General features: G+C 68.5%; 11 protein-coding genes. 6 read left to right on the top strand and 5 right to left on the bottom strand.

Annotated elements, in window-relative coordinates:
- Positions 1–2: 2 nt before the first annotated feature.
- From mgrA to RAC69_RS10660, 6 genes are all read left to right on the top strand, one after another.
- Positions 3–1,070 (top strand): L-glyceraldehyde 3-phosphate reductase, encoded by a 1,068-nt coding sequence (gene mgrA, locus RAC69_RS10685; protein ID WP_375086790.1) that lies wholly within the window; start codon positions 3–5, stop codon positions 1,068–1,070.
- A gap of 10 nt (positions 1,071–1,080) precedes the next feature.
- A complete protein-coding gene (locus RAC69_RS10680; RefSeq protein WP_375086789.1) occupies positions 1,081–2,013 on the top strand; it encodes a 4-(cytidine 5'-diphospho)-2-C-methyl-D-erythritol kinase in 933 nt (310 codons plus the stop codon).
- Positions 2,014–2,131: 118 nt separating this feature from the next.
- Positions 2,132–3,145, top strand: coding sequence for a LacI family DNA-binding transcriptional regulator (locus RAC69_RS10675; RefSeq protein ID WP_375086788.1), 1,014 nt, complete (start codon positions 2,132–2,134; stop codon positions 3,143–3,145).
- Positions 3,146–3,297: 152 nt separating this feature from the next.
- Positions 3,298–4,818: a multiple monosaccharide ABC transporter ATP-binding protein gene (gene mmsA, locus RAC69_RS10670; RefSeq protein ID WP_375086863.1), complete on the top strand. Its 1,521-nt coding sequence runs from the start codon at positions 3,298–3,300 to the stop codon at positions 4,816–4,818.
- Positions 4,815–6,173, top strand: coding sequence for a multiple monosaccharide ABC transporter permease (mmsB, locus tag RAC69_RS10665; RefSeq protein WP_375086787.1), 1,359 nt, complete (start codon positions 4,815–4,817; stop codon positions 6,171–6,173). Before mmsA ends, mmsB begins: the two co-directional genes overlap by 4 nt.
- Before the next feature lie 59 nt (positions 6,174–6,232).
- Complete coding sequence (locus RAC69_RS10660) at positions 6,233–7,354, top strand: substrate-binding domain-containing protein (RefSeq protein WP_375086786.1); 1,122 nt, start codon at positions 6,233–6,235, stop codon at positions 7,352–7,354.
- 36 nt (positions 7,355–7,390) lie between these two features.
- Here the strand turns inward: RAC69_RS10660 and RAC69_RS10655 are convergent, their stop codons facing one another.
- The 5 genes from RAC69_RS10655 to RAC69_RS10635 are packed head-to-tail and all read right to left on the bottom strand — an operon-like array spanning position 7,391 to position 14,122.
- Entirely contained in the window at positions 7,391–8,695 is a 1,305-nt protein-coding gene (locus tag RAC69_RS10655) for a glycoside hydrolase family 125 protein (RefSeq protein WP_375086785.1), read from the bottom strand.
- Positions 8,683–11,004 (bottom strand): glycoside hydrolase family 3 protein, encoded by a 2,322-nt coding sequence (locus RAC69_RS10650; RefSeq protein ID WP_375086784.1) that lies wholly within the window; start codon positions 11,002–11,004, stop codon positions 8,683–8,685. Before RAC69_RS10650 ends, RAC69_RS10655 begins: the two co-directional genes overlap by 13 nt.
- Positions 11,001–11,852 (bottom strand): carbohydrate ABC transporter permease, encoded by an 852-nt coding sequence (locus tag RAC69_RS10645; protein WP_375086783.1) that lies wholly within the window; start codon positions 11,850–11,852, stop codon positions 11,001–11,003. The genes RAC69_RS10650 and RAC69_RS10645 overlap by 4 nt, the downstream gene beginning before the upstream one ends.
- 21 nt (positions 11,853–11,873) lie before the next feature.
- Positions 11,874–12,806, bottom strand: coding sequence for a carbohydrate ABC transporter permease (locus tag RAC69_RS10640; RefSeq protein ID WP_375086782.1), 933 nt, complete (start codon positions 12,804–12,806; stop codon positions 11,874–11,876).
- 17 nt (positions 12,807–12,823) lie between these two features.
- Positions 12,824–14,122: an ABC transporter substrate-binding protein gene (locus tag RAC69_RS10635; RefSeq protein ID WP_375086781.1), complete on the bottom strand. Its 1,299-nt coding sequence runs from the start codon at positions 14,120–14,122 to the stop codon at positions 12,824–12,826.
- Positions 14,123–14,181 lie beyond the last annotated feature (59 nt).

Raw genomic sequence — 14,181 nt, 5'->3', positions numbered from 1 at the left:
CCGTGACCGACTCTCCTCGCTTCCGCCCGAACGTCCCAGAACTCCACCGCCCGTACGCCGCCGACGAGGGCCGCTACCAGCAGTTCGAGTACCGTCAGGTCGGCTCGTCCGGTCTGTACCTGCCGCCGATCTCGCTGGGCCTGTGGTGGAACTTCGGCGACAACATCCCGCTCGACAATCAGCGCACGCTGCTGCGCCACGCGTTCGACCGAGGCATCACCCACTTCGACCTCGCCAACAACTACGGACCGCCGTACGGCTCGGCCGAGAAGAACTTCGGCCGCATCTTCGCCGAGGACTTCCGCCCGTACCGCGACGAGCTCATCATCTCGTCGAAGGCCGGGTGGGACATGTGGCCGGGCCCGTACGGCGACTTCGCGAGCCGCAAGTACATCCTCGCGAGCGCCGAGCAGTCGCTCACCCGCATGGGTCTGGACTACGTCGACATCTTCTACTCGCACCGCGTCGACCCCGTCACGCCGATCGCCGAGACGGTCGGCGCGCTCGACACTCTCGTGCGCCAGGGCAAGGCCCTGTACGTGGGCATCTCGTCGTACAGCGCCGAGCGCACGGCGGAGGCCGTCGCCGTCGCAAAGGATCTGGGCACGCCGCTCGTCATCCACCAGCCCGCCTACTCCATCCTCAACCGCTGGGTGGAGGACGGTCTGACCGAGACTCTCGAGCAGTCCGGTCTCGGCGCGATCGCCTTCACACCGCTCGCCCAGGGGCTGCTCACCGACAAGTACCTCGGCGACGGCACGGCCGATCGCGCACAGAAGCGCGGATCGCTGCCGGACGCTCCGCTCGGCGAGGAGGCGCTGCAGATCCTGCGCTCGCTGAACGAGATCGCTCGCGAGCGCGGCCAGTCTCTCGCGCAGCTCGCGCTGCAGTGGACCCTCCGCACCCCCGTCGTCGCCTCCGCGCTCATCGGCGCCTCGCGCCCTGAGCAGCTCGACGAGAACATCGCGGCCGTGAACGGTGCCGCCTTCACCGACGCGGAGCTGTCGCGCATCGACGAGCTCTCCGGTTCGATCGACGTCGACCTCTGGGCGACCTCCACCGAGCTCTGACGGCCCCGTCATGACGTTCGCCGCCCCCGTCGAGTCCGTGCACGTGCGTGCACCGGGCAAGATCAACGTCTACCTCGGCGTGGGCGGCCGTCATGACGACGGATACCACGCGCTGGCGACGGTGTTCCAGGCGGTCTCGCTCTACGAGGACGTCATCGCCCGGCACGCCGACGACTTCTCGCTGACGGTGTCCGGGGTCGACGACCCGGACGCCGTGCCGCTGGACGACCGCAACCTCGCGATGCGCGCGGCCAAGCTGCTCGCGGCGGCGGCCGACTACCACGGCGGCGTCGCGCTCGAGATCCGCAAGAGCGTGCCGGTCGCGGGAGGTATGGGCGGGGGATCGGCGGATGCGGCGGCGGCCCTCGTCGCGTGCGACGCCCTCTGGGGCACCGGCTTCTCGACGGCCCGGCTGCACGAGCTCGCGGCTCGACTGGGCGCTGACGTGCCGTTCGCGCTGCACGGCGGCACCGCAGTGGGGACCGGCCGCGGCGACCAGCTGAACCCCGCTCTCGCGCGCGGCCGCTTCGACTGGGTGCTCGTGCCGAGCGACGAGGGGCTCTCGACGCCGCTGGTCTACGCGCGGCTCGATGCGCTGCGCGAAGACGAGGGCGCCCTGGCCGACGACCCGCCGCTGTCCCTCGACGTGCCCATCCCGGTGCTGCAGGCGCTCCGGTCGGGCGATCCGGAACTGCTCTCCGAGAGCATCTACAACGACCTGCAGGAGGCCGCCCTGCACGAGCGGCCGGAACTGGAGACGACGATCCTCCGCGGCATCCATGCGGGCGCGCTGCAGGGCATCGTGTCGGGCTCAGGGCCGACCGTCGCGCTGCTCTGCGCGAGTGCGGATGCCGCGCGGGCAGTGCAGGCGTCGCTCGACGAGCGCGGGATCGACGCGCTGCACGTGCACGGTCCGGTCGCCGGCGCGCGGATCGTCGCCTGACGGCTGGCGCCGCCGACGCTCGCCGAGGGGCGCCCACGGCGTCATCGAAGTGCGTTCACGCTCGCGCGGATACATAATGGTGTGACGATGTGACCGTGCACATGCGAGGAGGCCTGCGGTGTCGACTGCCTCCGAGCGTGCCAGGATGCCGAGCATCCGCGATGTCGCGCGTCTCGCCGGGGTCTCGCATCAGACCGTCTCGCGTGTGCTCAACGATCACCCCAGCATCCGGCCGGAGACCAAGGCCAAGGTGCTCGATGCGATCTCGGTGCTCGACTACCGGCCGAATCTCGCCGCTCGCGCGCTCGTCACGAGCAAGTCGAACATGCTCGGCATCCTGTCGGCGACCGTGGGGGAGTTCGGTCCCACCTCGTCGATCGTGGGCATCGAGGATGCCGCGCGCGAGGAGGGGTACTCGGTCTCGACGCTGAACCTGTCCGCGACCTCGCCCGAGGCGATCGGCAGCGCGCTGCGCCAGCTCGCGCGCGAGCAGGTCGACGGGATCGTCGTGCTCGCGCCGCAGGTCAGGGTCTTCCACGTGCTGAGAGCCATGGCGAGCGATACGCCCTTCGTCTCGCTGCAGACCGCCTCGGGATCCGACGGCGTGAGCCTGTCGGCCGACCAGGTCGCCGGCGCCCGCACCGCCACCGAGCATCTCATCGCGCTCGGGCACAGCGACATCATCCACCTGGCGGGGCCGCAGGACTGGATCGAGGCGGAGTCGCGCATGCGCGGATACCTCGAGGCGCTGCGCGAGGCGGACCTGCCGACCTTCCCGCCCATCCGCGGCGATTGGACAGCCGACTTCGGCTACTTCGCGGGGCAGGAGCTGGCGCGCCGGCGCGACTTCACGGCGATCTTCGTGGCCAACGACCAGATGGCCATCGGGCTCATGCACGGGTTCCGGGATGCCGGCATCCGCGTGCCCGAGGACGTGAGCGTCGTGGGGTTCGATGACATTCCCGTCTCGGCACATGTCGCGCCGACGCTGACCACCGTGCACCAGGACTTCCCCGAGCTCGGCCGCCGTGCGGTGCGGCTGCTGCTGGCGCAGATCCGTGGGGAGGATCCGCCCGTGTTCGGGGCGCTGCAGACGACGCTGCGGACCCGGGAATCGGCCGCAGCTCGATAAGCGAACAATTCGCGTCGCGGTCTTGACACCGACTCAGCGAGCGTAGACTATGTACCAATGTGAACGGTCACATCGACAGTGACCGCACGTAGCGAGGAAGATCCGTGAGCACCACAGCAACGTTGCCGGTCGTGTCTGGCCCCATCCTGGAGATGCGCAGCATCACCAAGGAGTTCCCGGGAGTCAAGGCGCTGTCTGACGTCTCCATCACCGTCCGCGCCGGAGAGATCCACGCGATCTGCGGCGAGAACGGCGCAGGGAAGTCCACCCTCATGAAGGTGCTCTCGGGCGTGTACCCGTACGGCTCGTACGACGGGGAGATCCTGCTGTACGGCGAGGAGCAGCGCTTCCGCGACATCGCGGCCAGCGAGCAGGCGGGCATCGCGATCATCCACCAGGAACTCGCTCTCATCCCCGAGCTCTCGATCACCGAGAACATCTTCCTCGGCAACGAGATCCGCCGCTTCGGCCGCATCGACTGGCAGGCCCAGCGCCAGCGCGCCACAGAGCTGCTCGCCCGCGTCGGGCTTCGGGAGGACCCGGACGTCGCGATCAAGACCCTCGGTGTCGGCAAGCAGCAGCTCATCGAGATCGCGAAGGCGCTCAACAAGGACGTCAAGCTGCTGATCCTCGACGAGCCGACCGCCGCTCTCAACGAGAACGACTCGCAGCACCTGCTCGACCTGATCCTCGGCCTCAAGGCCAAGGGCATCGCGTCGATCATGATCAGCCACAAGCTCAACGAGATCGAGCAGATCGCCGACGAGATCACGATCATCCGCGACGGCCGAACCGTCGAGACGCTCGACATCTCGCGCGGCGAGATCAACGAGGACCGCATCATCCGCGGGATGGTGGGCCGTTCGCTCGAGAGCCGATACCCCGACCGCACGCCCGAGATCGGCGAGGTGTTCTTCGAGGTCAAGGACTGGTGGGTGCAGCACCCGTCGGTCGCCGAGCGCATGGTCGTCAAGGGCTCCAGCATCGACGTGCGCCGCGGCGAGGTCGTCGGCATCGCCGGCCTCATGGGCGCCGGCCGCACCGAGTTCATGATGAGCCTGTTCGGCCGCTCCTACGGAAACTTCCAGTCGGGGACGATCATCAAGGACGGACAGGAGATCGTGATCCCCGACGTCGCCTCCGCGATCAAGCACGGGCTGGCGTACGTGAGCGAGGACCGCAAGGTGCTCGGACTCAACCTGCTCGACACGATCAAGCGCTCCGTCGTGGCCGCGAAGCTCTCGAAGATCACGCACCGAGGCGTCGTCGACGAGCGTGAGGAGTTCTCGGTCGCCGAGCGCTACCGCAAGGCTCTGCGCATCAAGACCCCGTCGGTGGAGGAGGGCGTCGGCAAGCTGTCCGGCGGTAACCAGCAGAAGGTCGTGCTGGCGAAGTGGATGTTCACGGATCCCGACCTGCTGATCCTCGACGAGCCGACCCGCGGCATCGACGTCGGCGCCAAGTACGAGATCTACGCGATCATCAACGAGCTGGCCTCGCAGGGCAAGGGCGTCATCGTCATCTCCAGCGAGCTGCCCGAGCTGCTCGGCATCTCCGACCGCATCTACACCGTCTTCGAAGGTCGGGTCACCGACTGCATCCCGGCCGATCAGGCAACACCCGAGGCACTCATGCGCAGCATGACCTCCGCGACTCAGAAAGCATCCGCATGACCACCGACCTCACGACAACGAAGCGTGGCTTCCACTTCGGCGACATCCGCAAGATGTTCGGAAGCAACGGCACCTCGTCGCTGCGCCAGTTCGGCATCCTCGGCAGCCTGATCGTCATCATCGTCCTGTTCGAGATCTTCACGCTGCTGCGGAACGGTCCGAACGGCGCGACGCTCACTCCGGGCAACGTCATCAACGTCATCAACCAGTACTCGTTCATCCTGATCCTGGCGATCGGCATGGTGATGGTCATCATCATGGGCCACATCGACCTGTCGGTCGGTTCGGTGGCGGCGTTCACGGGGATCATCGTGGCGAAGTCGATGGCGGAGTGGAACCTCCCCTGGCCTGCGGCCATCCTGCTCGGCCTCGCCGTCGGAGCTCTGGTCGGTGCCTGGCAGGGATTCTGGGTCGCGTATGTGGGGGTGCCCGCGTTCATCGTGACGCTCGCCGGCATGCTCTTCTTCCGCGGCGCGCAGCAGTTCATCGGCGACGCGCAGACGATCCCGGTTCCTAAGGGCTTCCAGTACATCGGTACTGGCTACCTGCCGGAGATCGCACTGCCGCTGCCCTTCAACGTGCCGACCATGATCCTCGCGCTCATCGGTGTCGCGTGGCTGATCTTCTGGGAGATCCGCACGCGCCGCATCCAGCACAAGATGGGCTCCGACTCCGCCCCCGTCTGGGTCAGCACCGTGAAGGTCGTGCTGCTCTCGATCGTCGTGCTCGCCGCCGGCTGGATGTTCGCGACCGGTCGCCCCGGCACGAGCTTCCCCGTCCCGGGCATCATCCTGCTGGCTCTCGTCATCATCTACTCGTTCGTCACCCGCAACACCGTGTTCGGCCGTCACATCTACGCGGTCGGCGGCAACCGTCAGGCGGCGCGCCTCTCGGGTGTGAAGGATCGCTGGGTCGACTTCTTCGTCATGATGAACATGTCGGTCATGGCCGCTCTCGCCGGCATGATCTTCGTGGCCCGCTCCCAGGCCTCCGGCCCGAACGACGGCACCGGCTGGGAGCTCGACGCCATCGCGTCGGTCTTCATCGGCGGCGCGGCCGTGGCCGGCGGTATCGGCACCGTGATCGGCTCGATCATCGGTGGTCTCGTCATGGCCTTCCTCAACAACGGCCTCGCGCTGCTCGGCCAGGGCGCCGACGTCGTCTCGATGATCAAGGGCCTCGTGCTCCTGCTCGCGGTCGGCATCGACGTCTGGAACAAGCAGCAGGGTCGCCCGTCGATCATCGGCTTCATGACGCGTCGCTGGGGTCGGAAGGACGACCCCGAGGCGTCGCCGGTGTTCGAGCCCAACAAGACTTACCAGGCCCCACCCGTCGAGAAGACGCGGGGCGAGTAAGCGAGTCCTCGCGCAGTGCTCGCGCGCAGGATCCGTCACATCACACAGAAAGAGATCACATGAAGAAGATCATCGTCACAGCGACAGCGCTCGTCGCGACGGCTGCCTTCGCCCTGACCGGGTGCTCGGCCGAGCGTGGCGGCGACGCCGGCTCGGGTTCGGGCGACGAGGCCACGAAGGGCTTCGCGGCCGACGCAACGATCGGCGTCGCGCTCCCCGACAAGACCAGTGAGAACTGGGTCCTCGCGGGCCAGCTCTTCACCGACGGTCTGGAGAAGGCCGGCTTCAAGGCCGACGTGCAGTACGCCCCGGCCAGCAACACGGTCGCGGAGCAGCAGAACCAGATCCAGGCCATGGTCACCAACGGCGCCAAGGTCATCATCATCGGTGCGAAGGACGGCAAGCAGCTGGCCACGCAGGTGCAGGCGGCCAAGGACGCCGGCGCGTACGTGATCGCCTACGACCGTCTCATCGAGAACACCGAGGCCGTCGACTACTACGTCGCGTTCGACAACTTCAAGGTCGGCCAGCTGCAGGGTCAGGCCCTGCTGGACGGTCTCGCCGAGCGCGCGGGTCACGAGGCTCCGTACAACATCGAGCTCTTCTCCGGCTCGCCGGACGACGCCAACTCGAAGGTCTTCTTCGACGGCGCCATGGAGGTCCTGCAGCCGAAGATCGACGACGGCACGCTGAAGGTCGTCTCGGGTCAGACCGAGATCGCCCAGACCGCGACCGAGGGCTGGCTGCCGGAGAACGCGCAGAACCGCATGGACACGATCCTCACCTCGTCGTACAGCGGTGACACCGTGATCGACGGTGTGCTGTCCCCGAACGACACGCTCGCCCGCGCCATCATCACCTCGGTGCAGCAGGCCGGCAAGCCGGTTCCGGTCGTCACGGGTCAGGACTCCGAGGTCGAGTCCGTGAAGTCGATCATGGAGGGCATCCAATACTCCACGATCAACAAGGACACCACTCTGCTCGTCCAGCAGTCCATCAAGATGGTCCAGGAGCTGCAGAAGGGCGAGGAGGTCGACGTGAACGACACCGAGTCCTACGACAACGGCGTCAAGGTCGTCGACTCGTACCTGCTCGACCCGGTGATCGTCACCAAGGAGAACGCCGCTGAGGCGTACGCGAACGTCCCGAGCCTGCTTGAGATCGTGAAGTCGTACCAGTAAGCGACATCGCTTCGAGGTCGAGAACCGCCCGGGTCGTCAGACTCGGGCGGTTCTCGCATCCTCCGCGACGTGCAGCGCGAGCTCGCAGAACATCGACTCGGCCCAGGAGAACCACGGTCGGGTGAAGATCGTGGGATCGTCGACGTCGATGCTCTCGTGCACGTGGCCGGTGCCGGCATCCGTCTCCGCGATCGTCGCGAGCAGGCGGATGCGGTCGTCCGGCGTGCCCACGAGTCCCTCGACGGCGAGGGCGATGGGCCAGACCCGGTGCTCACGGGTGTGCGGGCTTCCGATCCCCTGGAGCGCGGTTCCCGTGAACCAGTACGGGTTCGCCGGGCTCAGGATGACGGCGCGCGTCGCCTCCCATACCTCCCTGTCGATCACGTCCGGCGCCAGGAGCGGCAGGGAGAGCAGCGACGGCGTGTTCGCGTCGTCCATGACGAGCACGGCGCCGAGGCCGTCGACCTCGTAGGCATAGATCGGCGAGCCGTCGGGTCCGGAGACGACGCCGTGTGTGTGGACCGCGCGGCGCAGCTCTTCCGACAGGGAGCGGGCGTCGGCCGCGAGGGACTGATCGCCCAGAGCCTTCTCGGCGAGCTCGGCGAGGGCGCGCAGCGCCTGGGCGGCGAAGAGATTCGCGGGGATGTTGTAGCCGTGGGTGCACGCGTCGTCGGACGGTCGGAAGCCGCTCCAGGTCAGGCCGCAACGGCCGACCGCCGTGCCGCGGCCACCGCGGGCGAGCGTCTCGGTCGGAATCGTCGTCTCTCGCTCGAACCGGTACGGAGAGGAGTCGTGATCCTGCTCGGCGCGGAGCTGCGCGACGATGGTGCGCAGCACGTCGTGCGCCGTGTCGTCGAGGAATCCGGCTCGGCCGGTGCGGCGCCACAGCTCATGCGCGAGCGAGACGGGATAGCACAGGCTGTCGATCTCGTACTTCTGCTCCCAGACCTCCGGATCCTCGCAGACGTCGTTCGGGTCGTAGTGCGCGCCGGTCGGGCCGTCGTTGAAGGCGTTGGCGTACGAGTCGTGGGCGAGGAAGCCGAACTGGCGGCGGACGACGGCTTCGACGAGATCCGCGATCTGCGTGTTGCCGTCGAGCAAGCGCAGGTAGGGAGTGAGCTGCGTCGTGGAGTCCCGCAACCACATCGCGGGGATGTCGCCGGTGATGACGAAGACCCGCCCGTCTGCGTCGAACCCGACGGTGTCGGTGAGCGTGCGCAGCAGCGCCGTCTCGGTGAGGTCGCCGATGCGCTGCCCGCTCGTACGACGGACGCCGTCAGCGGCCGACGCGAGCTGCGCTCGGGTCGTCTCGTCGGGCTCGAAGGGCGTCAGCTGTCCCATCCGGTGCGTCCTTCCTCGTCGACGACGTGGAGCACGAGGGCGTCATCGCTCGGGTCGGCTGCGGGCGCCGCCCACACGTGGATCTCGGTGCGAGCGGCGAGCGGGCGTCCTGTGGCCCAGGAGCCCAGCTCGTCGAGGCCCAGTTCGAATCGGATCACAGTACTCGTCCCACGGGCGAGGCGCACACGTCGCACAGCCAGGAGGCTGCGGCGACGCGGGCGGACGCCGCGCTCGTAGCGGCGTCCGTACAGCGGGATGGGAATCGCGATCTCCGCGCCGGAGGTGTTGGAGACCTCCGCGTCGATGGTGATCGTGCCTCCTCCGGCGAGCGCGGCCATGGTGACGGTGACCTCTGCTGCAGCGAGGCGCACGGAGAGACCGGTCGGCGTCCCGATGCCCAGCAGGAGTCCCGCCGGGTGCCGGGCGTCGAGGTAGCCGCGGGCCGTCTCGCGTCGTTCGTCGTGAGCCACGGGGAGAACGCCGTCCGTGCGGGGATGCGTCGCCGGGAGCAGGCCGCCGCCGACGCCCGCGAAGAGCGCGTCGACGATCGCCGCTCCGCCCGTCGGGCCGGGGAACGGTGCGAGCACCACGGCATCCGCGAGCTCGATAACGTCATGAAGGGGGCGGGGTCGGCCGTCGATCACCACGGCGATGACGCGAGGTGCCGTCTCGCGCGCCGCGCGCAGGAGGGCCAGTTGCGCGTCGGGGAGCGCGAGCTGCGACAGGTCGACGCCCTCGCCGTTGGTCGTGTCGGGTGCCGGTGCGTCGACAGCCCCGTTGTCGGCGAACTCGTCGTCGTAGCTGCGACGACTGGTGCCGCCCAGCACGACGACCGCGGTGTCGGCGCCATCGAGGGCCGCGTGCACGGCGTCCGTTCCGCCGTCGAGCGGCTGTCGATACCGGGAGCCCTGCGCGAACCGGACCGATCCCGCTCCGAGCCGCGCGACGAGGGCACGGCGCACGGTCGACGACCGTGGGTCGTCGGTCGGACGCGGCGGAGTGTAATCGCCCAGCTGTGCGTCGAGGTCGTCTGCGCCGGGGCCGATGACCGCCACAGTGCCGACCGCGGGAAGGGGCAGACCGCCGTGATCGTGCACGACGACGACCGACTGCGCGGCAGCACGATCGACGAGGGTCGCGAATGCACGCGCGGTGCGCGCGTCGGCATCCGATCGCGCTGCCGGAACCGCATCCGCTGCATCCGGATCTGACGCATCATCCCGGCCATCGTCGAGCAGGCCGAGTCTGCTCTTGAGCGCCAGCACGCGGTTCGCCGCCTGGGTGACGACCTCCTCGTCGACGAGCCCGCGGTCGACGGCCTCTTCCACATGGGTGAAGGCCTCGTCCCACAGGCTGAGATCCACGCCGGCTTCCAGCGCGAGGGCCGCGGCGCTCCCGGGATCGGGGGTGCTGTCGCGGAGGCGATCGATCGCAGTGCCGTCTGCCATGACGAGCCCCAGCCACCCCCATTCATCCCGAAGCGTCCCGGTGAGCAGGTCGCGGCTCGCGCTGCAGGGGATGCCGTCGATGTCGTTGTACGCGGCCATGAAGCCCGCGACACCCGCCTGTACGGCGGCGTACGCCGGCCGGAGGTGGATCTCGCCGAGCTCGCGCTGTCCGATCGGCGCCCCGGAGCCGTTGCGGCCGCCGATGCCCGAGCCCTGCCCTGCGAGGTGCTTCGCGACCACCGCGATGCGGTCGTCGGGGATGCGCGCAGCACCCTCGCCGGGGCCCTGCATCCCTCGGACGGTCGCGGCGACGAGGAGCGCCGCCAACGCCGGGTCCTCGCTGAAGCACTCCTCTGCGCGACCCCAGCGCGGGTCGCGCAGCATGTCGAGCCCCGATACGAGCGCGACGTGTGCGCCCCTCGCGCGGGTCTCGGCGGCGACGTGCGCGGCGAGCTGCTCGGCGAGATCGGGGTCCATACCGGCCCCGAGCGCCAGATTCACCGGAAGCGTCGTGCCGCCGAGTGCCATCAGCCCGTGCGGCACCTCCTCGACGAAGAGCGCGGGCAGCCCGCTGCCGTGGCTGACGATGTGATCCTGCACGGCACGATAGGCCTCGGCGCTACGCTCCGGGGGGATGCCGTTGCTCCACCGCACCTGCGACCAGGGGTCGGCCCGCAGCACGCCGTAGACAGCGCCGATCCCTCCCCAGCGATCGACCTCTCGGCGCAGAATGTCGGTGATGCGCGGGCGGCCGTCGATCCAGCGGACGGCCTCCCAGCCCTTGAGGCGCTGATTGATCTGACCTACGCGCTCGCGCAGGGGGAGCGCGGCGCTGGACGTACGCGGGCTGCCGTCCGTCATCCCTTGATCGCCCCGGAGACGAGTGCGCGCTGCATCTGCCGCTGCAGCACGGTGTACACGAGGTAGACGGGGAGCAGCGTCAGCAGCGTGCCGGCCATCAGCACGCCGTAATCGGTACCCGCGTCGACCTTGAGGGTCGGCAGCGCCACCTGGATCGTGCGCTGCGCGGTATCCGGTCCGATGAGGATGAGCGGGTAGAGGTACGCGTTCCAGAACGACAGGAAGTTCAGCAGCAGCACGGTCGCGATCCCGGGAATGCAGATGGGGAGATAGACCTGGCGCAGCACCTGGAGCGTGGTGGCGCCGTCCATGGACGCGGCCTCCTCGAGCTCACGGGGAATGGTGCGCATGAATGCCGTGAGGATCACGATCGACAACGGCAGGGCCGTGGCCGGCAGGAGCAGCACCACGAACGTGCGCGTGTGGAACAGTCCGAGCGAGGCTGCGAGCAGGAACGTGGGGAACAGTGCGGCGAACGAGGGGATCAGGAAACCGAGGCTGAACACGGTCTCGATGATCCGACCGACGCGTCCCTGCGCGCGGGCGAGCGCGAACGCGGCCGGCAGCGCGAGCAGCAGCGTCAGCACGAGAGCGGCGACGGTCGTCAGGGCGGAGTTGGCGACCGCCAGTCCCAGGTCTGCCTGCCGCAGAGCCGTCTCGAAGTTCGAGAAGTCCCACGTGCTCGGCAGAGCCAAGGGGGACTCGAAGATCTCCTCGTTCGTCTTGAACGACGACGAGATGAAGTAGTAGAACGGGATGATCAGCACGGCCGCGTAGAGCCAGGCGAGCGTGCCGCTCGTGATCGATCCGATGCGGTCGCGGAGCGGGATGACGGTGCGTGATGCCATGGGGGAGTCTCCTTCGTCCGGTCAGTGGGTGGCGCGCAGAGTGCGCCGGATCAGCCACATGCCGGACAGTCCGAGGATGAACAGGATGACGCCGACGGCCTGGCTGTAGCCGAGATTCGTCTCGACGAACGCCTTGCTGTAGATGAGGTACGACAGCGTCATCGTCGAGGTTCCCGGTCCGCCCTGCGTCAGCAGCAGCACTGTCTGCGCGGAGTTGAACAGCAGCGACAGGAACTGCAGCATCGTGACGACGCCGATGAAGTCCTGCGCGATGGGCCAGTACATGCGCCACGCCACACGCCAGTCTCCGGCGCCGTCGACCCTGGCCGCCTGCACGATCTCGGTGTCGACGCCGTCGAGGCGGGCTGCGATGAGCACCGCGGAGTAGCCGATGCCGCTCCACAACTCGACGGCGATGATCGCGCCGAGGGCGGTCGCGGGGTCGGCGAGCCAGGCGTTGCCGGCGAGGCCGAGCGGCGCGAGCACGCCGTTGACGAGGCCGTCGGGGTTGAGCATGGCGTAGAAGACCATGGCGGTCGCCGGAGCCGAGATCAGCGCGGGGATGAAGAGCAGGTATCGCAGCACCTTGTGGCCGCGGGGCTTCTGCACGACGTAGAAGGCGAGGAGGAACGCGAGCACGATCATGATCGGCAGGCCGACGATGATCTGCACGGCGGAGTTGCCGAGCGCCGCCCAGAACGTGGCGTCGGAGAACACCGCGCGGAAGTTGTCCCATCCCGCGAAGGTGGGCGTCTCCAGCATCCCGGGCCAGCGCAGGAACGAGATGACGAAGATCGCCACCACGGGGCCGATCATGAACACGGCGTACCAGATCAGGGCGGGCAGTGCGAGGCCGGGGAAGCGCTCGCGCAGCGGAGAGCGGCGCGGGCGTCCGGAAAGAGGGGCAGCGGTGGTGATCTGCTCCGTGGTCGGGGGAGGGGCGATCGCGGTCATGGTGTCCTCTCGGGCCGTCAGGCCGCGTCGTAGGCCTTCTCGAAACGGTCGATGATCTGGTCGGCCGACGCGTTGCCGTAGGCCATCGCCGTCGCGCGGATCATCGGCTCGAAGACGGCGTCGGGGATGAGGAGGTCGGGGAGCATGACCGGTGTCACCTGCTCGGGGGTGAGCTGCGACGCCTGGGCGACCAGCGGGAAGTCCTTGCTGACGACATCCGTGATGCGGCTCATGTCTCGGCCGGATCCGAGGATGAACTCGCTCGTGACCTCGGGGGTGTAGAGGTTCTGGATGAACGGCTTCAGCAGGTCGAGCTTCTGGGCCCCGTTCGCGCTGATCCAGATGCCGTGGCCGTTGTAGCTCTGGATGACCGTGGGGTGCGACACGACTCCGCCGCGCGACGGTACCGGCCAGCCGCCGACTGTGACCTCGGCCGCGCGCTCGGCCGGTACGAGCGAGAGCGCAGAGGACATCGCCGGGACGATCGCGGCCTTCCGGGTGTTGAACTGCGTGAGCTCGGAATCGGACGTGTACCCCTGGACGTTGTCGACGAAGACGCCGGCGTCGCGAAGCTCGACGAAGTGCTCGACGCCTGCCACTGCACCCGGGATCTCGGAGAGTCGGCCGGTGGAGAAGGCCCTGGTCGCCTCCTCGCGGGTCAGGAACCCCTGCAGGATCTGCAGGAACATCTTCTGACCGCTCCAGTCGGAGCCGCCGACGGTCACCGGTCCGATGCCCTTCGACCGCAGCGCATCCGCGACGGCGATCAGCTCGTCCGAGGTGGTGGGGATCGCGACACCGGCTTCGTCGAGCAGGCCGGTGTTGAAGGAGACCGGCCAGTTGGTCCTGGTGAAGGGGAAGGCGCGCAGGTGTCCCTCGTCGTCGGTCCACTCCTCGAGCGCCTCGGGGATGATCTTGTCGCGCAGTCCCCACTCGTCGAGCAGTTCCTCGACGGGGATGGTCGCGCCCAGCCGCGTCCACGAGAGCGTGCGCCCCTGGAGGTTCACCATGGCGATGTCGGCTTCCTTGCCCGCGAGCGAGCTCGTCTCGAACACGATCGGCAGATCGGATCCGTTCTTGAGGAGTGCGACGGGCCGGTCGTTCGCACGGGAATAGGCGGCGACGACATCCGAGAAGACCTGTGCGCCGGAGACTGCTCCGCTGAGCTGCGTGTGCACGGCGATCGAGCCGCGTGCGCTCGACGCGGGCATGAGAGGGCCGCAGCCCGTGAGCAGGGGGAGGGCGACCCCCGTGCCGAGCACGGCCCCGAGGAACGTGCGTCTGCTGATGCCGGGGGATGCGGTGCCTGCGGTCATGAGACCTCCTGAGAGCTGCGGTGCGTCTGCGGGTTCGGGATGCCGTCGCGTCGCTCTTG

Source organism: Microbacterium sp. LS_15 (assembly GCF_041954735.1).
Classification (GTDB): domain Bacteria; phylum Actinomycetota; class Actinomycetes; order Actinomycetales; family Microbacteriaceae; genus Microbacterium.
Note: the sequence above shows the minus strand (reverse complement) of the source record. Positions and strands in the feature narration are given on the sequence as shown.